General features: G+C 59.2%; 17 protein-coding genes. 7 read left to right on the top strand and 10 right to left on the bottom strand.

The genetic code is table 11. The annotated features are described in order from the left end of the window. Positions 1–15 precede the first annotated feature (15 nt). On the top strand, positions 16–732 hold the full coding sequence (locus tag ACO08A_RS24415) for a FadR/GntR family transcriptional regulator (RefSeq protein WP_422038467.1): 717 nt from the start codon (positions 16–18) through the stop codon (positions 730–732). A gap of 62 nt (positions 733–794) precedes the next feature. Here the strand turns inward: ACO08A_RS24415 and ACO08A_RS24410 are convergent, their stop codons facing one another. Beyond that, positions 795–1604, bottom strand: a complete 810-nt coding sequence (locus tag ACO08A_RS24410) for an alpha/beta hydrolase (RefSeq protein ID WP_422038466.1) — start codon at positions 1602–1604, stop codon at positions 795–797. Between the two features lie 415 nt (positions 1605–2019). Here ACO08A_RS24410 and ACO08A_RS24405 point away from each other — a divergent pair, with 415 nt between their 5' ends. From ACO08A_RS24405 to ACO08A_RS24395, 3 genes are all read left to right on the top strand, one after another. Continuing rightward, positions 2020–3600: an acyl-CoA synthetase gene (locus ACO08A_RS24405; protein WP_422038465.1), complete on the top strand. Its 1581-nt coding sequence runs from the start codon at positions 2020–2022 to the stop codon at positions 3598–3600. Beyond that, on the top strand, positions 3597–4463 hold the full coding sequence (locus tag ACO08A_RS24400) for a hypothetical protein (RefSeq protein ID WP_422038464.1): 867 nt from the start codon (positions 3597–3599) through the stop codon (positions 4461–4463). The genes ACO08A_RS24405 and ACO08A_RS24400 overlap by 4 nt, the downstream gene beginning before the upstream one ends. Before the next feature lie 288 nt (positions 4464–4751). Continuing rightward, the gene (locus ACO08A_RS24395; protein WP_422038463.1) at positions 4752–6092 is read left to right on the top strand and encodes a protoglobin domain-containing protein; all 1341 of its coding nucleotides are present in this window, start codon (positions 4752–4754) and stop codon (positions 6090–6092) included. A gap of 163 nt (positions 6093–6255) precedes the next feature. On the opposite strand, the gene ACO08A_RS24390 is transcribed toward ACO08A_RS24395, so the two are convergent. After that, positions 6256–7011 (bottom strand): helix-turn-helix transcriptional regulator, encoded by a 756-nt coding sequence (locus ACO08A_RS24390; RefSeq protein WP_422038462.1) that lies wholly within the window; start codon positions 7009–7011, stop codon positions 6256–6258. A 594-nt stretch (positions 7012–7605) separates the two neighbouring features. Here ACO08A_RS24390 and lexA point away from each other — a divergent pair. Continuing rightward, entirely contained in the window at positions 7606–8316 is a 711-nt protein-coding gene (lexA, locus tag ACO08A_RS24385) for a transcriptional repressor LexA (protein WP_421983175.1), read from the top strand. A 51-nt stretch (positions 8317–8367) separates the two neighbouring features. Here lexA and ACO08A_RS24380 read toward each other — a convergent pair whose 3' ends face one another. Further along, positions 8368–10851, bottom strand: a complete 2484-nt coding sequence (locus ACO08A_RS24380) for a ComEC/Rec2 family competence protein (protein WP_422038461.1) — start codon at positions 10849–10851, stop codon at positions 8368–8370. Between the two features lie 40 nt (positions 10852–10891). Here ACO08A_RS24380 and gltX point away from each other — a divergent pair, with 40 nt between their 5' ends. Together gltX and gltA are read left to right on the top strand one after the other, a co-directional pair. Further along, positions 10892–12316, top strand: a complete 1425-nt coding sequence (gltX, locus tag ACO08A_RS24375) for a glutamate--tRNA ligase (RefSeq protein ID WP_422038460.1) — start codon at positions 10892–10894, stop codon at positions 12314–12316. A 243-nt stretch (positions 12317–12559) separates the two neighbouring features. Further along, entirely contained in the window at positions 12560–13852 is a 1293-nt protein-coding gene (gene gltA, locus ACO08A_RS24370) for a citrate synthase (protein ID WP_420332501.1), read from the top strand. A gap of 146 nt (positions 13853–13998) precedes the next feature. Here gltA and lpxB read toward each other — a convergent pair whose 3' ends face one another. The 7 genes from lpxB to rseP form a co-directional block, all read right to left on the bottom strand. After that, complete coding sequence (gene lpxB, locus ACO08A_RS24365; RefSeq protein WP_422038459.1) at positions 13999–15177, bottom strand: lipid-A-disaccharide synthase; 1179 nt, start codon at positions 15175–15177, stop codon at positions 13999–14001. Further along, on the bottom strand, positions 15170–16060 hold the full coding sequence (locus ACO08A_RS24360; RefSeq protein WP_422038458.1) for an LpxI family protein: 891 nt from the start codon (positions 16058–16060) through the stop codon (positions 15170–15172). Before ACO08A_RS24360 ends, lpxB begins: the two co-directional genes overlap by 8 nt. Before the next feature lie 4 nt (positions 16061–16064). Next, on the bottom strand, positions 16065–16862 hold the full coding sequence (gene lpxA, locus ACO08A_RS24355) for an acyl-ACP--UDP-N-acetylglucosamine O-acyltransferase (protein WP_422038457.1): 798 nt from the start codon (positions 16860–16862) through the stop codon (positions 16065–16067). Positions 16863–16868: 6 nt separating this feature from the next. After that, complete coding sequence (fabZ, locus tag ACO08A_RS24350; protein WP_306143713.1) at positions 16869–17333, bottom strand: 3-hydroxyacyl-ACP dehydratase FabZ; 465 nt, start codon at positions 17331–17333, stop codon at positions 16869–16871. Between the two features lie 47 nt (positions 17334–17380). Continuing rightward, complete coding sequence (lpxD, locus tag ACO08A_RS24345) at positions 17381–18418, bottom strand: UDP-3-O-(3-hydroxymyristoyl)glucosamine N-acyltransferase (protein WP_422038456.1); 1038 nt, start codon at positions 18416–18418, stop codon at positions 17381–17383. 79 nt (positions 18419–18497) lie between these two features. Further along, positions 18498–20801 (bottom strand): outer membrane protein assembly factor BamA, encoded by a 2304-nt coding sequence (gene bamA, locus ACO08A_RS24340; protein WP_422038455.1) that lies wholly within the window; start codon positions 20799–20801, stop codon positions 18498–18500. Positions 20802–21042: 241 nt separating this feature from the next. Then, positions 21043–22185 carry an RIP metalloprotease RseP gene (gene rseP, locus ACO08A_RS24335; protein WP_422038454.1) on the bottom strand — a complete coding sequence of 381 codons (1143 nt, stop codon included), beginning with the start codon at positions 22183–22185 and terminating at the stop codon, positions 21043–21045. Between the last annotated feature and the right edge of the window lie 30 nt (positions 22186–22215).

Below are 22215 nucleotides of genomic sequence, written 5' to 3'. Positions count from 1 at the left end.
AGCCGAGTAGGCGCAATGAAAGAAGACGACGGACTACGTTTCGAACTGCCGGACAAAGCTCTGACAGCCCTGCCTACCGGGGCGGTCAAAGATACTGTCGAGCGTTTGGGGCACAAAATCGCAATTGGTGACTTTCCCGTGGGAGGCGTGCTCCCCAAGGAAGACGAACTCGTCGCCTCACTTCGTGTCTCGCGGACCGTCATTCGTGAGGCGATAAAGGTCCTGTGCGGCAAGGGCCTGATCCGCACCGCACGGCGCTACGGCTCCAGGGTCTGTCCTTTCACCGACTGGAATCTGCTCGACCCCGACGTTATTCGCTGGCACACGCCAGAGTGTCCGATGACGGCCCGCATCTACGCGGAGACCGCTCAGTTGCGATCGATCATAGAACCGGAAGCTGCGGCACTGGCCGCTGAAAACGGATCGAGAACCCAGCACGCCAGGATCTTGCAGGCAGCCCGAAACATACATTCAGACTATGGCGAGGACGCCATGATCGGAGCGGTGTTCGCTTTTCATTCGACGATCCTGGAAGCGACCGGGAACTTGATGCTGACGCACTTTCAGAACTTGATCCACGCCGTTCTCGTGTCCTCCCACGGCCTGGAGGACGCCGGAACGCGCGCGCAAACCGTTTCCCGCGAGCTCCACGTCGCCGTGGCCCAGGCAATCCGGACCCAGCAACCGGATGAGGCGCGGCAAAGGATGCGGGACCTTCTTGCCTTGCATTGACCTGATGCCGGCGAGCACGAGGCGTCGGCCGCCCGGATTGATCTCGGCAGGCGGCGATCGGGTCAGGCTGACAAAAGGGTGCGAACCAACTGGCTTTCCGGATCCTTGAGCGCATCGATCACGTCGAAATGGTGCCTGTCGGGGTCCACATGAAGACGCGTTCCCGGCCAGGCTTCGCAGAGGAGCCTCGATTGACGCACGAACTCGGGACGCTCCGCCGCACCGACCCACGCGGTGACGGTGCAACTCGCTTTCCTGGTGCGTAGCGCCGGGCTCTCTTCTTCTGCCGCCGCCTCCGACAAGGAGAAGGATTCATTCATCAGGGTCTTGCGCAAGGGTCTCAAGTCATGGAGCCCGCTGATCGAGACCACGTTTTCAAGCCTGCTCATGGTTTTCGCGTCAAGCGGTGAGTTATCGCACACCATTCGCGTTACCAGGTGTCCGCCTGCCGAATGGCCCGCCAGGCGCACCGGGCCGTCCAGCTGCTCCGCGGCGGTCATGATCGCGGATCCTATCTGCCGCGTGATGTCACCGATGCCGACCGTTGGCGCCAGATCGTAACTGGGCAGAGCAACGGTCCAGCCGCACTGCAAGGCACCGGCTGCAAAATGGGACCAGAAACTCTTGTCGAACCGCAGCCAATAGCCGCCATGCACGAAGATCACCAGCCCCCTGGACGTGCCTTCCGGATGGAACAGGTCAAGTTTTTGACGGTCCGAGGCCCCGTAGGCGACGTCCAGAGCCTTGTTCGCCCACCCTGCCCTGAATGCTTCGGCGGCGCTTGCCCACATGTCCGGATAGGCGGCCGAACCGGCAACGTGGGCTCCGTTGGCATAAGCGTCGTCCCAGTCTTTGATATCCGCGTCCGTCATGAAATGCCCTGCATGGAAAGAATCAACTGAGGACAGTGTTGCACAAAATGAACCGCATCAGGAACGGGGTGCCGACGCTCCGGCTTGTCAAGAAAGGTCCGACCGGCCTAGGGTACGGACGCATAAATGAAGTCAATCTGGTTTGGATCGTTTTGACCAACTACGAGAAGCGAAAGCGCAGGAAATGTGTTTCATTTTCAAGTCTTTCGCGACGATGCAGATGACCAAAACGGCCAAATCCAAGGAACGGCAAAATGGCTTCACCTCGCTGCGTCACCGCGCGTGATCGGGCAAAAGCCCGCTCAGCGCACGCTTCCTTGCAAGATTTTGCCATTTCTGCCGCCAAATGGGCTTCATTTATGGGTCCGTACCCTCAAGTCGCTCAACACATCAAGAACCGGAAAACAGTCGACCCATGATGCAACGCTGCTCCAACCGCGTCCCGAACCTCTCGCACTACCTGACCAGGAACGCCTCCCGGTGGCCGCAGCGCCCCGCGATCCACTGGGAAGACAGGACGTGGAACTGGGCGGATCTGGACAAGCGGGTGTCGGCGCTTTGCCAGGCATTGCACCTGGACCTCGGTGTTTCAAAGGGTGACGCGATCCTGGTCCAGGCACAAAACTCCAACCAGATGGTGGAGACCATGCTCGCCGCCTTCAGGCTTGGCGCCGTCTGGGTCCCCTGCAACTTTCGCCAGGCACCGGGCGAGACCGCATATGCCAGCATCAAGGCGAATGCGAAGGTTTTTGTCTGCGATGCAGATTTCGCGGATCAGGCAAAGGCCGTCAAATCCGAGAGGCCGGATATCAAGGGTATCATAAGCATCGGCAGAAGCGATTTCGGTCTTGACTACGAAAGCCTGATTTCAGGCCACGCAGGCTCCGGTTTTGCCAATGAACCCGTCACCTACGACGATCCCTGCTGGCTCTTCTTCACGTCTGGCTCAACCGGCCGGCCCAAGGCAGTTGTCCTGACCCATGGCCAGATCGGCTTTGTCGTCGTCAATTACCTTGCCGACCTTCTGCCCGGGACGAGTGAACAGGATGCCTCCCTTGTCATAGCCCCTCTCTCTCACGGAGCCGGTCTTCAGCAGATCGCGCAGCTGCCGTCAGGATCGGCCCATGTGCTGATGCCCGGCGGCAGCTTCAATCCGGCGGTGGCTTTCGAGTTGATCGAGAAACACCGGGTCAGCAACCTCTTTACCGTACCCACGATCGTGAAACGGCTGGTGGAAGATCCCGCGGTCGACCGGTACGATCATTCAAGCCTGCGTCATGTGATATATGCCGGTGCGCCGATGTATCGCGAAGATCAGAAAACAGCGCTCGAGAAGCTGGGAAACGTGCTGGTTCAGTATTACGGCCTCGGTGAAGTGACCGGAAACATCACGGTTCTGCGCCCGCAGGACCATTCACTCGAAGATGGTCCGCAGGCACGTGTCGGGACGTGCGGCACGGAACGGACCGGCATCGAGGTCAGCATCCAGGACGAGGACGGCAACCTGTTGAAACCTGGAGAAACGGGTGAAGTCTGCGTTGTCGGGGCCGCTGTTTGCGCCGGATATCTCGACGACGCCGCTGCAAACTCCAAGTCGTTCCGCAATGGCTGGTTCCGGACGGGCGATATCGGCCACATGGATGAAGACCGGTTTCTCTACCTGACCGGACGGGCCTCAGACATGTACATTTCCGGTGGCTCGAACGTCTATCCCAAGGAGATAGAGGAAGTCCTGCTTGCGCATCCGGATGTTTCCGAGGTCGCGATCCTCGGAATTCCGGATCCTCAATGGGGCGAAGTCGGGCTTGCAGTTTGTGTTCTAAGTGATGGGAAAAGCGTCACGAACGCCGAGCTTTCGGACTTTCTGACGGGCAAGATCGCCCGGTACAAGATGCCCGCACGTTATCTCTTCCTCGATGAAATGCCGACAAGCGCCTACGGTAAGATCACCAAGAAACTCGTGCGGGAGCATCTCGCGGAACAGGGATTGATATGAGGCGTCCAGCTCCGGGCCATGTGTCGCAAATCGTCCATCCCGGCCCCAGAAACGATGACAGGCGTCCCTACCGGCTCTGCAACGCCGAGAAGGTTTCAATCGTTCTGCCGGCGGAAACGTCCCTGCTCAAATCGCTGGCCGACTGGATCTCGGCGGCGGGATACGATTCGGCCGTGCTTGACCTGGCCGGACTGACCCTCGGCCCGTTTGAATATGTCATGCCGGACCGGGCTATCGATGACAGGCACGCGGCCTGGTACAGCGACACGAAGGTCTCCGCCGGGGCTACACTCTCCGATGCGGTTGCGATCTTTGGAAAACGGGACGGCCATTGGTTTGCACATATCCACGCCTATTGGACAGAAAACGGCGAAACGCATCTCGGGCACCTGCTTCCGGAAAGCTTGCATGTCGGCGCACAAAGCCGGGTTGCAGGCCACGGCATCAGGGGCGCTCAATTTGTCTCTCGGCCTGATCCGGAGACGGAATTCACGCTTTTCAGGGTCACCGGGTCATCGCAAAACGGATCTGATCTGCCCGTCAACGCATTGGTCACCACACTCGCGCCATTTGAAGACCTGCCGACAAGCGTCCAGGGGCTGAGGGAAACGCTCGGCGTCGCGGCGGTCAGGGTCGTGGGCCTTGGCAGTCTTGCCGGTACGGAATTCACCAACGCTCAACCCATGCGCGGTCTTATCTCGGAAATTCTTCTAGCGCCCGAATGCCGTGCACGAAGTGACGGCGGCACCAATCTGCCCGTCCGATGTGTCGACCTGAACGGCAATTTGCACGCCGGACATCTGCGCCCCGGATCGGCTCCGACGCTGATCACGTGCGAATTGCTTTTGATCGCGGACGACTGACGCGGTTCGCGCAGACCGGCAAAAGCGCGAGACGATACCGGCATCCAGTATAGATACGTATAACCACATATTGAACAGCGGCATCGCACGTAGAACATAAGTATTACGCTCGCCGGCGCACAATTTTTATGCACACACGCGATTTTTAACAAGTCCATTCTTATGCGCTTTTATTTACTCATTGTGCTGATTGACTTGGCAGCATGGCCGCACGTTGCAAATCATCGCCCAATGCTTCGCACATGGGTGGTTTTCAAAGTGCCATGCCACCTGGATGGGAAACAGCAGATGTCCGTTAAATCCGAAGTCTTTGAGCGCCGCCTGCACTTTGCGCAGATTGATGATGAGGTTGTGGCCAGTCTCCGGTCGCTTTGGCCCCTGGTCTCGAAAAACATCGATGAAATCCTGTCCGGCTTTTATGGCCACCTGCAGCAGTTCCCGGAAATGGCAGAGCTCGTCGGGGATCAGCAGGGTCGTCTCGAAGGTGCTCAAAAGAAACACTGGGAAAAGCTCTTCAACCAGGGTTTCGACCAGGACTATGTTGAAAGTATTGACCGCATCGGCCGTGTCCACAGCCGCATCGGACTGGAACCGAGATGGTACATTGCGGGATACAAGTTCGTGCTCGTCCGGCTGCAGGATCTTCTCATCAGAAAATTCAGGTTTTCACCTTCCCGGCTCTCCCGCTCGCTGACGCACGTGACAAGTGCGGTGATGCTGGATCTGGACATGGCAATTTCGACATACCAGGCACTTCTCATGGAGGCCCAGGAACAGAAAACGCGCCAGCTCGCCGCTGCAATAGACGTGTTCCAGTCCTCGGTCCATGAACCGCTTCAACATATCGGGACAAGGGCCGGCACCGTTTCGGGCGATGCAGCTGACCTGCAGAAAGTCTGCGGTTCGGCGAAAACGGAAACGGACTCCGCGAATACAATTTCGCAGGAAACCGGCCTCAATGTTCAGACGGTCGCCTCGGCGACAGAAGAACTGTCAGCGTCCATCCTCGAGATATCCAAACAGGTGACCGGCGCATCACAAATCGCGAACCGGGCGCGCGCGAATGCCGAAAGCACAAGCGACGGCGTTGAGAGTCTCTCCGGAGCAGCTCAGAAAATCGGCGACGTGATCGGCCTTATCCAGGCGATCGCCGAACAGACCAATCTCCTGGCGTTGAACGCAACCATCGAAGCCGCCCGTGCGGGAGACGCGGGCAAAGGATTTGCCGTCGTTGCCGCCGAAGTCAAGGAACTGGCAACGCAGACGTCCAGGGCCACAGAGGAAATCAGCCACCAGGTCACCGAGATTCAGGGGGCAACGACACATGCCGTCGATTCGATCGGATCCATCGCGGAAGTCGTTCGACAGCTTGATGAAATGACTGCATCCATCGCGGCAGCGGTCGAGCAGCAAGGCGCCGCCACAGGCGAGATATCGGCAAGCGTTCAGACGGTTGCCGATGGCACCAGCGTCCTTTCAGGCAATATCTCGGGCGTTCAGCAGGCAATCGATTCCGCGGACACGACAAGCACGACGTTTCTGTCTGCCGCGACGGAAATGCAACAGAGCGTGGAGACGATTTCGTCGGAAATAAGCAGCTTCTTCGACAAGGTCCGACAGATAAACTGAAAGCACTCCGCAGGCTGGCGGCTCAGCAGGGCGTCAGAGCCCTGGCTCCGTTCAGCAGACCGCACATGATCGGAACCGGTTTCCACGCTGCGAGACACACAACCTGCGCTGTGCGGCTTTCCCGGGAAGCGGCGCATCCTGCACGCAGAAACCTCCCCACTTGTCAGCGCAGACCGACATTTGCATTCGAAATCAGGCCGAGTTCGTAGGCGATCGCAATCATCTGTGTCTTGTTCTGGGCATGCAGTTTGCGATTGAGCGATGCGATGTAGCCGGCAACAGTCGATTCCGCGACGCCGAGTATCGTTGCGCATTCGGAAGATGTCTTGCCGCGGGCTGACCAGACAAGACACTCGATCTCCCGCGAACTGAGCACGAGCTTCTCGCCAAGATCCCCCATGAGCGCATAAAGGCGGGAGAAGATGTGCTGGCTGATCAGATGCAGGATCGCCGTCTCCGCAGGTGAAGGCAGCGGCCGTTCGCCTGCGAATCCGATGGCCCCCCGGCGCCCGGTCTTGTCATGGCATCCGAAATAGACGCCTCGTGGCATTTCATGCTCAAGGAACAGGTTGATTGCAGCGCTTTGCTCCTCTTCGGGTCGGTCGATCCCCTTTGTTTCAAGGTCATATTCGACGGGCTCGTCCGTCTGCCGCAACCCGGCAATGATCGGACTGTTTTCGAGCAGCTTCAACCTGTCATAAGCGGCCAACAAGGCGCCACTCCAGTTCGAAGCGACGATGCTTGGCCGGATGTTTTCATCCGTCACCTGGGGCAGAAACAGGACGACATAGTGCCCGAACTGCAGATCTTCCGTAATGCGGCGCAGCTTTGCATATAATTCCGAAGGGTTTTGCACGCCGTTGACGGAGCTGTAGAGCCCGGACAAGTAACCCGCGTTCTCTACCGTTGCATCTGTCATGGCAGCCTTCCGGGTTGCATTTTTTTTGGCGGTCAAAGCGGACAGCCAGTTGATCGGTTTGACCGAAGTTCAGAGCGCGAGTGCGCCGGTTCGAAGAACAGAAATTAGCGTTTTGTTCCACCGCAGTCCCAACCGCTCAGGTTCACTGGAACCAGACACGCCATCAACGCAACCCATAATTGCATGACTTGTTTCGCTGTGCCAAATGAAAAACGCGACACTCCACACCGCGTTTCCCGCGTTTCTGGTTGCTCGATGGTGCCGCAAGGTATCCCTGGCGACGAATAATGCGCCGGCTGAACTTCCCGATTCGAAGTCACATGTGCAGAGCGCACAATGTCACCGGGCGCGGACCGGAAGCAGACCCTGAATTTCGACGAAACGCTATCGACGTGTCACGACGCACGCTCTGAACACGGCGTCATTGACCGCCCTGCCGCGCATATTCGGCGCTGCACCGAGGCTCCAGACCGGCCCCTTCCGCCCTCCACTGAAGAACAGTAAGAGAACATTTACCCTTGCAGAACACAATAGGAACAGGTACTGTGTTCTTGATTTGTACCAGCCCCTCTTTGTGGTCAGGGAGAGCCAAAGATGCTCACGCGCAAGCAGTATGAACTGCTCATGTTCATTCACGAACGTCTCAAGGAAACCGGCGTTCCGCCGTCATTTGATGAAATGAAGGATGCGCTGGACCTGCGGTCGAAATCGGGCATCCACCGCCTGATCACCGCCCTTGAGGAACGCGGCTTTATCCGGAGGCTGCCGAATCGGGCGCGCGCCATGGAAGTGGTGCGTCTTCCGGACTCGATCGCGCCCGGTCTTGGAACGCCGCGCCCGAGAGGGAGTTTTTCTCCGGAAATCATCGAGGGGTCCCTGGGAAAACAGGAACCGGAGCGCTCCGTACCGGTACAACCGGAGACGGGTACGGAAATTCCGGTCATGGGCCGTATTGCGGCCGGCGTGCCGATCGAGGCGATCCAGACCCACAGTCATTCAATCAGCGTCCCACAGGAACTTCTTGGAAAAGGCGAGCATTACGCGCTTGAGGTGCGCGGCGACTCCATGATCGAGGCGGGCATTCTGGATGGTGACACCGTCCTGATCCGCAGAACCGAGAGTGCGGACAGTGGCGACATTGTCGTTGCCCTTGTCGACGAGGAAGAAGCGACTTTGAAACGTTTGCGCAAGAAGGGTGCATCAATCGCGCTTGAGGCGGCGAACCCGGCTTATGAAACACGGATATTCGGACCCGGAAGAGTTCGTGTTCAAGGACGGCTGGTGGCTCTGTTCAGACAATACTGAGCGCAGGAGACGCGGCAGGAGCCGTTTTCCCAGAGATGCGAATGCGCGCAGCTAAGGTGTACGCCGCAAAGACGCACGTGTGACCTCGCCCGGCCGGTGCCAGGGACGCGGTGTCTCGGCGAACGCAAATTCAATTCTGATGATCCTGGTGGCGAGGTCTTCTGCGTCACTGCCGGCTATTGTGTTTGCCCCGGATCCGGTGACGTGACTTTCTTGCGGGTGTGCCGACAACCACAGGGATATTGCCCCCCTGCTCTGCCGCAGGGTCCTGTCGAACACGAGCGGGCCCCGACAGGTGCCGGGGACGATCATGTCGCTCACGATCAGGTCGGCGTATCGGCAATCATGACGAAGCGCCTCCGGCGTTCGGGGCAAGGCGATTTTCAGCGGCGTGATCGGATCGGCCAAATCCCTGTCGTTGCCGGACGGGGCATACGCGTCCACAACGCATCCAAGGGTATCGCATCGGATTTGCGGCGATCTTGTCTTTTGCGATTTTATCGCCTCTCCGGCAACGCCTTCGGACTGGTACCATGTTTCGATCAGGAAAGTTTCATTTCGGCCGGACCACCTCAGGACACCTTCACCGTCCCTTGCTGCGATGCGATAACCGGACGCAGCAATTTGCACGTCGGCAGAAGGTGAAAGCCGAACCAGGCACAGCCCGAGTGCAAGCGGCAACAACGCGCAGGCCCGCAACCATCCCCGCATCAGAAGGAAGGCGAACAGGGCGGCTGAAAAGGCAAGCATCTCCGTTGCCGTGACCTGCGCGGTCGCGCCGCTGCCCCCGTCCATGGCGGCTACGAAAGCCGCGATCTTGAGAAGCAGGTTCAATCCGAAGGCCATGACCGCCAGAGGCAGCGCGGCCAGCCCGAAGGGCATCAGGACGAATGCGAGTACCCCCATCGGCATGATCAGGAGCGAGAAGACAGGCATTCCGAGCATGTTTCCGAGGAGACCGTAGGGTGCAACGCGGCCGAAGTGATGCGCTGCGATGATCCCGGTCGCCGTGCCGGCCACCAGCGCAGTGACGAAAAGGCCCAGCATCCACCTGCCCACCGACCTCAGCAACCTTGCATTCAAACTGCCTGGCGACGTCTTTGCAAAGCGCGACCGTCCCGCCTGTTCGCGCCAGGTTTCATAAACGGCGACCAGGCAGATGACCGCCGCGAACGACATCTGAAATCCGGGATGAAAGAGGCGTTCGGGTGCCAGGGCGAGGAGAAAAAGGGCCGCGAGTGCAACACTGCGCACCGTCAGGCCCCTGCGGCCCGTCAGGACGCCCAGAAAAACCAGGGCTATCATGAGAAATGACCTCTGGGTCGCAATCGAACCACCCGAAACAAGCAGATAGAAGATTGCGGCGAGCAACGCGCAGGCCGCAGCAATTCTGTCGGTCGGCAGCCGCAGGCTCAGAACCGGAAAGAGAGACAGAAGGAACGAGGCAGCCGCGTAGGTACCACCGGCAAAAAGAGCCATGTGGAGGCCCGAAATCGCAAGGACATGTGCAAGTCCGGCGGCACGGAGGTTTTCCTGATCTCGATCACTGATCGCTGATCGCTCCCCCACGAGCAGCGCAACCGCAAGCGCGGCCTCCGGAGCATTGCCGAGGTCGGCCGTGATGCGCGCCGCCAGCAGGTCTCTGAGAGATTGCACGAGAGCCGGAAAACGCATCGCAAGGGAGGCCGCGTCCTTCTCCACGACGACAGGTGCGCCAAAGCTGAAACCCGTCGCTCCGATTTGCGCGTAATACGCCCTGAAAGAAAAATCGTATCCTCCGGGCATTACCGGACCGGCGGGGGGAAACAGGCGCACGCGCATGGTCACAGTGTCACCGATGATGGCCGCCGTCCCGGCGGGAACACGCACCCGAATGCGTTTCGGAAAGAGGACGTCAGAAAAGGACCGGTCGTTGACGGCGTCAACACCGACAACCAGCCGCAGCCCGTTCGTGCGTTCGATCCGGTCAAGGACGATCCCGCTCAGGTTCACGGTCATGTCGTGGGCAAGGCGTGGTGCCGCGACGGAGGCCGTGCGGATTGCCGAAACCGTGCCGCCGGCCCAAAATGCCAGCGCCAGCACGACAAGCGGCGCCAGGCCCTTTCTCCGGTTCTCCAGAACTGCAAGTGCCGTCAGGACCGACAAGACAACCGACAACACCTGCCATGAGGGTTCGGCCGGAAGGATCGTGTAGACGGCGATGCCGGCGGCGAAGGAGAAACTGATCCATAGCAACCCCTGGTCTTCTAGGACGCTGCGCGTCGCTGCGCCGCCGCCCTTGTCCCCGGCACGCGCAAACAACCTTTGGATGGACCGGTTTGCCGGGTGTGGACCGTTGTTTTTGCGTGTGGCTATTTCGGGCGTCTCAGCAGAGCGTGTCGCGTTCTTCAACGCGTCGTTGCGTATTTCGGCATGACTTTCCCCGTCAATGCCCGGCATGGACGGACCATTGTCGCCGGACAAACGGAAGAAACGGTTCGAGCACTGTCTTGCCCCGTTTTCCTGTGCTAAGACCGCGCCAGATTGATGGCGCACTCCGCGCTGCTCACCCGATAGAGACCTTCAAAAATACACCATGGCACAAGAGATCGTTACGCGTTTCGCTCCATCCCCGACCGGATTTCTCCACATTGGCGGTGCCCGGACGGCATTGTTCAACTGGCTCTTCGCCAAACATAACAACGGCAAGATGCTGCTGCGGATCGAGGACACCGACAGGGCGCGATCGACCGAGGAGGCGGTTGACGCTCTGATCGACGGCCTCACCTGGCTGGGGCTGGACTGGGAAGGCGACCCGATCTCCCAGTTCTCGCGTGTCGACCGGCACAAGGAAGCCGTCGCGCAGATGCTTCAGTCCGGCAACGCGTACAAATGCTACAGCACGCCTGAAGAGATCGAGGCCATGCGCGAAAAGGCGCGCGCTGAAGGCCGCCCGCCCAGATATGACGGAACCTGGCGGGACCGGGATCCGTCAGAGGCACCCGAGGGCGTTGATCCCGTCGTGCGGCTCAGAGCACCGCGAGACGGTGAAACTGTCATCGAGGATCAGGTCCAGGGACGAGTTGTCATCCCGAACAAGGATCTCGACGATCTGATCCTGCTGCGCTCGGACGGCACCCCGACCTACATGCTTGCAGTCGTGGTCGATGACCACGATATGGGCGTGACGCACATCATTCGCGGCGTCGATCACCTCACCAATGCGGCTCGGCAGACATTGATCTTCCAGGCGCTCGGCTGGGAAACGCCTGTGATGGCGCACATTCCGCTCATTCACGGGCCGGACGGCGCCAAACTCTCCAAGAGACACGGTGCGACGGGTGCTGAAGCCTATCGCGCGCTTGGCTACCTGCCGCAGGCAATGCGGAACTATCTTGCCCGGCTCGGGTGGAGCCACGGTGACGAGGAAATCATGTCGCTCGACGACATGATCAAATGGTTCGGGCTGGACGCGGTCGGACAGTCGGCTGCCCGCTTCGACTTCAAGAAGCTGGAAAACCTGAACGGACACTACATGCGGTCAACCGATGACGCGGAACTCCTGGCTCATTGGAAAACCTATCTGCAGCATGCCGACCAGGGCGATGCAGTCCTTGCCTGGCTTGCGGCGGGTGAGAACGAACAGACCGCACTCGCTGCCCTGCCCGGTTTGAAGGAACGGGCCAAGACACTGGTCGAACTCACGGAAAGCGCATCATATCTCTGGCGCCGGAGGCCTCTGGACCTGGATGAGAAGGCCCAAAAAATACTCAACGACGATGCCAAATCCATTCTTGGGGCCCTGTCTTCCGTCCTTGAACCCTTACCGGGATGGGACGCGGAAGCGCTCGAGACGGCGGTGAAATCGTTTGCCGAAGATAAGGACCTGAAGCTGGGAAAAGTCGCCCAGCCCATCCGCGCAGCCCTGACCGGGCGCGGTGTCTCGCCGGGCATCTACGACGTTCTGGTGGCCTTGGGCAGAGAGGAATCGCTTGCCCGCATCAAGGAACAGGCAAACTGATCGGTCTTCACTGACTTACCCTGTCGGTACATCTACCGAAGGTGTCTTCCGGCAGCGGGAACGGGATGCGCAGCTTGCGCGAGCGTCTTTGACCAAAGCGTTATACCGGGCTGCTTGCGGCACTGCGGTAAATGGGCTACGCAAGACGCGAAAATTTCTCAAGTGCCGTCCGGCGCAGGCTTCTCGCGGTTGAGAGATACCTGTGCAGATCGGCACATCAGGATAACACGAAGGGGTTTCTGTATGGCCGAAAACAACGCCAAGCTAAACGTTGGTGGTGGCGACCACGATTTCAACGTTCTTGACGGATCCATCGGGCCGTCAGTGGTGAACATCTCGTCCCTCTACAAGGACACGGGCATGTTCACCTATGACCCCGGTTTCACGTCAACCGCCTCCTGCGAATCCAAAATCACCTATATTGACGGCGACGAAGGCACCCTTCTCTACCGTGGTTACCCGATCGAACAGCTTGCCGATCACGGCGATTTCCTGGAGTCCTGCTATCTGCTGCTCTATGGCGAGTTGCCGACAAAGGTTCAGAAAGACGACTTTGTCAATCGCGTGACCTATCACACGATGATCCACGAGCAGATGAACCGGTTCTTTTCCGGCTTCCGCCGCGACGCCCACCCGATGGCGATCATGGTCGGGACGGTTGGCGCCCTGTCGGCCTTCTATCATGACTCGACGGACATCACCGATCCGCATCAGCGCATGGTCGCATCGCTGCGCATGATCGCGAAGATGCCGACGATCGCGGCCATGGCCTACAAGTATCACATCGGCCAGCCCTTCGTTTACCCGCGCAACGATCTGGGATACGCCGCCAACTTCCTGCACATGTGTTTTGCGGTGCCGTGCGAGGAGTACAAGGTAAACCCGGTTCTCGCCCGTGCCATGGACCGAATCTTCATCCTGCACGCGGACCACGAGCAGAACGCGTCCACATCCACGGTGCGTCTCGCCGGGTCTTCCGGCGCCAACCCGTTCGCCTGCATCGCGGCCGGCATTGCATGCCTCTGGGGCCCGGCACATGGCGGCGCCAACGAAGCGGCGCTGAACATGCTGTCCGAAATCGGATCGGTCGACAACATTCCCGAATATGTCGAACGCGCCAAGGACAAGGATGATCCGTTCCGTCTGATGGGCTTCGGGCACCGCGTCTACAAGAACTACGACCCGCGCGCGCGCATCATGCAGAAAACGACCCACGAGGTGCTGGGCGAACTCGGCATCAAGGACGATCCGCTTCTCGATGTCGCGATCGAGCTGGAGAAGATCGCGCTCAACGACGAGTACTTTATCGACAAGAAGCTTTATCCCAACATCGACTTCTATTCCGGCATCACGCTGCGGGCTCTCGGATTCCCGACAACGATGTTCACCGTGCTCTTCGCGCTGGCCAGGACCGTTGGCTGGATCGCGCAGTGGAAGGAAATGGTCGAGGATCCGTCCCAGAGAATTGGCCGTCCGCGCCAGCTCTACACCGGCGCAACCAAGCGGGACTACACACCGATCGATCAGCGCCGCTAAGGCCAGAACAGCAACGTAAATCCAGATACCCCCGGCCACCCCGGGGGTATTTCCGTTTGAGTGGACAAGACCGGCTCGCAGGATCGGCCGGTTAAGAACTCTCTTCGGTTTCAATCCTTTGGAAACGTGTAAAGCGTTCCGGATCGCTACTTGCGCATTGCCGCTATGACGACGTCGGCAGCGGCGTCTCGCTGACTGTGACCGTCCGGCAATCGCATCAGATCGTCGAGACGCTCCAGTTCCGACAATTGTGCATTTCGCTCGGGGCTGTCATCAAGGAGCGGCAAAAGCTGGTCTGCCAGCACCCTCGCCTCGACTTCCTCGTCCAGAAATTCGGGGATCGTCTTCTTTCCCAGGATGATGTTGGGAAGGACGAAGGTCTCGATGTTCGCCAGTTTGAGAACACGGTTCAGTTCCTTCAGCCGCCGGAAGAACCAGTCCACCCTGTAGGCGACCACCATCGGAACGCCGGAAAGCGCAAGTTCCAGCGAAACGGTTCCGGAAGCCGCCAATGCGGCATGGGCGCGGCGAAACGCGGCGTTTTTGGCCTGAAGCCCGGTTACGATTTCCGGCTGGAAACGCCAGCCGGAGACACCTTCGCGGATCCTGTCCTCCAGATGCGGCACCGCGGGCAACAGCACCTCGACATCCGGCATCTTGTCCTTCACGAGACCGACCGTGTCGCCGAAATCGGACAGGAGGCGCTTGATTTCGCTGCCGCGGCTGCCGGGCAGCACCAGCAGCACCCTGTTGTCCGCGCCGAGTGCGTTTCTTTCACCGGACGACGGGCGAAGCTGTTCAAGATTTTCGCTCAAGGGGTGGCCGACATAATGGGTACGCGGCCCGCCAAGACGCTTGTGCACGGCCGGCTCGAAAGGCAGAAGGGCCAGCAGCTCATCCACATAGGCGCTCATCCTTTTGGCGCGCCCCGGACGCCAGGCCCAGACGGAGGGCGAAACATATCCAATGATCGGGATATGAGGTGCCCGCTTCCGCACCCGCTTTGCGACACTGTGCGTGAAGTCCGGACTGTCAATGATGACGAGCACCGAGGGATCTTGCGCAACCACGGCATCAACCGTCTGGTAGACACGCCGGACGATCAACGGCAACCGTGCCAGAACAGCACTCAGCCCCATGACGGAAACGTCGGTCATGTCAAAAAAGCTTGTCAGACCGAGCGCTGTCATCCGTTCGCCACCGACACCGCAATAGCGCAGGTTAGAACCAAGTCGTCCGTTCAGCGCTTTCATCAGTTCAGAGCCCAGCTGATCGCCTGACTCTTCGCCGGCAACGAGACAAATCGTCGGCCCGGCTTCACTCATCCGCCGGCCCGTCAGACATGCGTGCGCGGTCGACCCCGACAACGAAAAGACCGGCTGCATCTGCTTTCTGCAGCGTACCGGCCTTGTCCGCAATCAAGGCGCCCTCGGCTTCCACGGCTATACCGGACAGGCCCGCGGCCAGGGCAAGCTCGATCGTTTTCGGACCGACAGTCGGAAGATCAACGCGCAAGTCCTGGTTGGGCTTGGCCGTTTTCACCAGAACACCCTTCCGTCCACGCGCGGAGACACGCCCGCTGGACTTGAGCTCGGCGCAGCGCTGCAGCATGGCGTCGGTGCCTTCCGCCCCTTCCAGCGCGATCACGCGCCCACCGACGGCAACTGCCGCCTGTCCGATGTCGAGTTCGCCAAGCTTCTCGGTTGCGCGCAGGGCAAGCTCCAGGTCATGCCAGTCTGCCTTGGAGGGCTTGGCACGCCCCAGAACGCCACTCGACGCCAGAAGCTGAGGTGCCACATCTTTTATCCCCACAACGCGAAACCCTTCGTTTTCAAAAAGCCGGATTACCTTGGTCAGCAGGCTGTCATCGCCACCGGACGAGAGTGCACGGATAATCGCGGGCAGTCGCTTCAACGTGCTGAAATCGGTCAGGAATGGCAAGAGATCCGGTCTCTTCGTCACGCCGCCAATGAAGAGAACTTCCTTGCATTGCGTTCGTTTGAGAAAGGCGTGAAGGCGGCCTATCTCACTCCAACCGAGTTCTGCATGCGCCTTCCGCCTGGTTTCCTCGTCGGCCTCGCCCTTGATCGCGACGATCTGAAAATCGCGTCCGGATGTCACGAGGACATCCGCGATCTGCCGGGGGATCATTCCGTTTCCTGCAATCAGAGCCAGGCGTGCAGAGCCTGCATCTGCCAGTTGCGGCATCTCGTCAGTCTTCGTTGCGCGGCGTACAGAACCGCCGATCTTCTTTCTCGAGAATGAAGTCGGTGACCGTTTTCACCAGCGGTTGATCCTGCGCCTCGGCGGCGAGCGCTTCAGCCCGGCTGCGCAAGGTTCCTTCTTCACTCTCGAACAGGGCACGGTAGGCCGCCCGGAGTGCGTGGATCTGCTCGCGCGGCAAACCCTTACGTTTCAGGCCAATGAGATTGAGGCCGGCAAGGCGGGCCCGGTCACCGATCACGGATCCATACGGAATGACGTCGAATTCGACACCGGTCATGCCGCCGACAATTGCTCCGGTGCCGATACGCGACCATTGCCGGATCGCGCTCAGGCCGCCCAGAATAACGAAATCGGCGAGTTCGACATGGCCGGCCAGTGTCGCATTGTTGGCAAGTATGACGTTGTTCCCGACCACGCAATCATGCCCGACATGGGAGCCCATCATGAAAAGGCCGTTGTTGCCGACCTTGGTCACGCCACCGCCGCCCTCGGTCCCGGGGCTCATGGTGACGTGTTCGCGAATCTGGTTGTTCGAGCCGATTTCGAGCCGCGTCACCTCGCCGGCAAACTTCAGATCCTGAGGTTTGTGACCAATGCTGGCGAAAGGAAAAATGTGCGTACCGGACCCGACGCTGGTATGGCCTGCGACGACCGCATGCGCCTCGAGTATCACACCGTCGGCAAGTTCAACGTTCGGTCCGACGATCGAATATGGACCGATACGAGTTCCCTCGCCGATCACGGCCCCGTCTTCAACGATGGCCGTAGGATGAATATCTGTCATTTTTCCTCACGCATCTATCAGCATGGCGCTGACTTCCGCTTCCGCTACCTTCTTGCCGTCCACCTGGGCGACTGCGTCGAACTTCCAGATATTGGCGCGTTGCTTGATCTTCTTGACGTGAAAATGCACCTGATCTCCCGGCTCGACCGGCTTGCGGAACTTCGCTTTGTCGATCGTCATGAAATAGACCAGTTGCGGCGGCGCGTCATCGCCGCGTGCATGCACACACAGAGCGCCGGCCGTTTGCGCCATGGCTTCAATGAGAAGAACACCGGGAAAGACCGGTCTCTCGGGAAAGTGCCCGGTAAAATGGGGTTCGTTGATCGTGACGTTCTTGATTCCGATACAACTGTTATCGCCATCCATCTCGATGATCTTGTCGATAAGCAGGAAAGGATACCTGTGCGGCAGAAGTTTCATGATCTTCATGATATCTGCGCTGGCAAGTGTCTTTTTTTCTTCGTCTTCCATGAGTGCCCCTCGGCGGATTAACTCCGAAACATTCAATTTAACGCGGTTTACGGCTCGTTGCCGCGTTCTGCAAGCTTTCTGACCGCGGCGACTTCCCTGAACCACTGTTTCACTGGCTTCGCGGGCGTGCCGCCGTAGCGTCCGCCGGGAGCCAGGTCTTCGCTTACCACGCTCACGGCCGCAATCTGTGCGCCCATGCCGATCGTCACGTGACCGCGGACACCTGTCTGGCCGCCGATCGCCACGAAGTCTTCCAGGGTACAGCTGCCGGACAGGCCGACCTGCGACACCAGAACACAGTGCCGTCCGACAACCACGTTGTGGCCAATCTGGACCTGATTGTCGATCTTGGTGCCCTCTCCGATGATGGTGTCCCGGTTTGCACCGCGATCAATCGTCGTATTGGCGCCGATCTCGACATCGTCCTGGATGATGACGCGGCCGACCTGCGGAACCTTGAGATGTCCCTGTGGCCCCATCGCATAGCCGAAACCGTCCTGTCCGCAACACACGCCCGGATGAAACGTGACCCTGTTTCCGAGGACGGAATGCTGAACAGTGCAATTGGGTCCGACAACGCAATCACGGCCGATCTTCACTCCGAAACCGATGACAGCGTTCGCACGAATGACGCTGCCCGAGCCGATCTCGGCATCCGCCCCGACAACCGCTCCGGCCTCGATCGTGACATTTTCCTCAAGCGTGGCCGTCGGATCGACAACCGCCCTTTGCGACACACCTGAACTGGACGGTTCACGCGGCGACATGGCGTCCGGGAAGAGGTTCGCCAACACCTTTGCCCAAGACCGGTAGGCATCGTCGCAAACCAGAACCGCCACGTTCTCCGGAACCTTGTCCTTGTGTTTCCTGCCGACGAGACAGGCCGCCGCCCCGGTGGTTTCCAGTTGCTTCAGGTAAGCGGTGTTGTCAAAGAATACGAGCGCGCCGGACCCTGCATCTTCCAGTGGCGCGACATCCGAAATTTCGAGTGTCTCGTCACCTCGGTAGATTTCCGCCCCTGCCCATTCGGCAACCATCTTGAGCACAATGGAATTCGGGAATTCGAAGAACCTGGGCTCGGACATATTGTCATCCTTGTTGCAAGCCAACAAAAAAGGCCGCCGTAAAGACCGGCGGCCGTTTTCTAACCCGATTGACCGCCATTTAGAAGCGGGTACCACCGCTCAGTCTGAACAGCTGGGTCTTGTCGGAGTCTTCCTTTACGAGCGGATAGGCAAAGTCGGCACGGATCGGGCCGAATGGCGATCTCCACCGCACACCTGCACCGACCGACGCGCGGATCGCCAGATCGTTGGAATCGATCCTGCCGCCATTGTTCTCAACCAGATTGACCAGATCGGTGTCCGCATCCCACAGAGATCCGGCATCGGCGAACACCGCACCGCTCAGGCCGAGTTCCTTCGGAATGATCGGGAACGGGAATGTGCCTTCAGCGGTCGCCGCGAAGAAGAACCGGCCGCCGATAGCATCATCCGTCGTTGCATCGCGAGGACCGATACCCTGGTTTTCGAAGCCGCGCACGAGGTTGCCGCCAAGCATGAACTGCTCGGACACCCGCAGGCGCTCGTCACCGAGTGCCATGATGTTACCACCGCGGAACTGCAGGCTGCCGACGACGCCGTAGTCAGCCAGGATTTCCTTGTAGGCGCGGGCCTGTGCTTCGGTCTTGATGTAGAAGCTGTCGCCGCCGAGACCTGCAAACTGCTGACCGAAAGACGCATAGATGCCGTCCGTCGGGTCAAGGTTCCGGTCGAGCGTGTTGTAGCGAAGGTCGTAACCGACCAGCGATGTCAGGTAGGTTCCGAGCGAGTCACAAACTGCAAGCGACAGATTGTTGGTGTTACAATTGTTGATGTTGGTCGACTGGTTGTCGGGATCGGAGTTGTCTTCCTGGAAAATGTTGTAGAACAGCCGAAGCGTCAGTTCTTCTTCGCGCAGCGGCAGCGTGAAGCCGAAGCCGCCACCCGTTCTCTCCTGGTCGAAGGAACGGTAGTCGTTGGCATCATCTACCCTGCGATAGACATCGACGTCGAACGCCACCCGGCGCCCCATGAAGAACGGTTCCACGAAACGGAACTCATAGGACTGGGTATCGGTGCCGCCACCGATCGAGAGTTTCACGAACTGGCCTCTGCCGAGGAAGTTCTTTTCCGTGAGCGACACATCACCGACGATACCGTCGACGGTTGAGTAACCGACACCGAACGAGATTTCGCCCGTCGGCTTTTCTTCCACGCGAACATTGACGACCACGCGGTCCGGGGCACTGCCCTGTTGCGTGGTGATCGAAACGTTCTCGAAGAAATCAAGGTTGCGCAAACGCCGTTCGGCCTTGTCCACAAGCGCCCGGTTGAAGGCGTCGCCTTCCACGATATCGAATTCGCGGCGAATGACGTATTCACGGGTCCTGTCGTTCCCGATGATATTGATCCGCTCGATATAGGCTCGCGGGCCTTCCTCGATGTAGTAGATCAGCGAAATCGTGTTGTCGTCGTAGTTGCGCGACCCTCTGGGGCGAACGCGCGCAAACGCATATCCTTCCTCGGAAACACGCAGGGTGATTTCTTCGACGGACTGCTCGACGCGCAAGGAGTTGAAGGTCTGGCCGCTGCGTGTACGCACGAGCTTGCGCAGGTCTTCAGGGTCGACTTCGGCGATGGTCGACACCAGTTCGACATCGCGGATCTTGTATCTCTCACCTTCATCAACGGTGAAGGTGACGTAGAAGATGTTCTGCTCGCGATCGAGGTCCGCGCTTACCGAAACAATCCGGAAATCGGCATAGCCCTTCTGATTGTAGTACCGGCGAAGCAGTTCCTCGTCGGCCGCCAGGCGATCGGGATCATAGGTGTCGGTGCTGCGCAGGAAGCTCAGAAGACCGGTTTCGCGCGTCCGGATGACGTCGCGCAGACGGCCATCGCTGAACGCCTTGTTGCCGATGAAACTGATGCGTTCGACACCTGTCTTCGCGCCTTCGTTGATTTCAAAGACCAGGTCGACCCGGTTTTGTCCCCGGTCGATGATCTTCGGCTCGACGGACGCACCAAAGCGGCCGGAGCGACGATAGGACTCGAGAATGTTCTGAACGTCCGCCTGAACGCGGGCGCGGGACAGCGTTGTCCTGGGCTGCGAACGGACCGCAGTTTCCAGAGCGTCGTCCTTGATCTTCCGGTTACCTTCGAAAGAAACGCGATTGATGATCGGGTTTTCCGAAACCGTTACGATGACCGTGCTGCCGCGGGGGGTGATGTCGACAGTGGCGAACAGGCCGGTCGCATAAAGCGCTTTCAGGGATTCATCCACATCAAAGGCGCTGTAGGAGCGGCCGGGAACGATCGTCATGTAGCTTATGACGGTTTCATCCTCGACGCGGGTGTTCCCCTGCACCTGAATGCTTCGGGCCACGGCTGCTTCGGCAACCGAAACGAAGGAAATTGATCCTGCCACCTGCGGCACGACCGACCCTACCGAAAATACGGCTGCCGCCAAACACACGGCCCGTATAAGTTTCTGCAATCGCTGCATTATTGCGCTATGCCTTTTTTGTAGTACCCCATCCGGGAACCTGCACTCACCCCTGCGGATTCTCGGAACCGACGAACGTTGTATAGGTTTTTACCGATAACGCAACCGCACTTCGAGGCTGAAAGCGATTTAGTCTGAAGACGTTGCGTCAATGTCACGGCTGCTAGGAATCGTTTGATACGAGACGCAAAATATCCCTCCAGGTCACGAAGACCATTAGCATTAATACCAAGCCCAAACCGATGCGGAAGCCGACATCCTGCACACGCTCGCTCAAAGGCTTGCCCCGCAAGGCTTCCGCGGCGAAGAAAACAAGATGGCCGCCATCCAGAATCGGGACAGGTGCAAGATTGATCAGACCGATGCTCACCGACAGAACGGCGGCGAGCGAAATCAGCGGGATCAGGCCATGTTCCGCGACTTTTCCCGAAATCTCGGCAACGCGGATCGGGCCACCGAGCTGGTCTGCGGACTGACGCTGGGTGATCACACCCCAGATGTAGCTGACGGTGCCGTCCATGATCCTGTAGGTTTCCCGAGCCCCTTCCGCTATGGCTCCGATCGGGCCGTACTGGATGCGGATGACATTCTCCGGATCGGCACTGCCGCGAAGACCGATGTCACCAGCCATCTGGCGTTCGCCGAGGAACACTTCCTTTTCCTTGGCATCCGGCGTGACCGTCAGGGCAACAAGGTCTCCCCCGCGCTCAACCTGAAAGACCAGCGGATTGTTGGCATTCATCAGGACAATCTGACGAAGCTCGCCGAAGGTGTGAATGTCACGCCCGTCGATCTGCTTCACGACATCGCCGGCGACAATACCACCCCGCGCCGCCGCGCCGTCGGGGAAGACCTCTTCCACGACCGGGACCAAACCCTGCTTGCCGGCGGACACGAACAGAGCTGCAAAGATGACGATGGCGAGAAGAAAATTCGCCAGCGGGCCGGCGGCGACAATCGCCGCGCGCTGCCAGACGGGCTTGGCGATGAAAGCGGTCTTGCGCTCTTCGTCGCTCATGTTCGCGATGATTTCACGGCTGGGAACACTCGCCGCGTTTTCATCACCGGCGAATTTCACGTAGCCGCCGAGCGGGATCATGCACAACTTCCAGCGCGTTCCCTTTCGGTCGTTCCAGCCGAAGATCTCACGGCCGAACCCGACGGCGAACGCATCCACCTTCACGTTGCACCAGCGGGCAACGGCGAAGTGGCCAAGTTCATGAAAAAATACCACGATTGTCAGGACAAACAGAAAGGGGATGATCGTTCCGACAACGAGGGAATAAGCAGATACTAAGAGATCCATGAACGGGTCCGATCCAAACGCGACGACGCA

This window comes from Roseibium sp., from assembly GCF_965232425.1.
In the GTDB taxonomy this organism is placed as follows: Bacteria; Pseudomonadota; Alphaproteobacteria; order Rhizobiales; family Stappiaceae; genus Roseibium.
The sequence above is the reverse complement of the archived record's forward strand: the minus strand, read 5'-3'. Positions and strand labels throughout refer to the sequence as shown.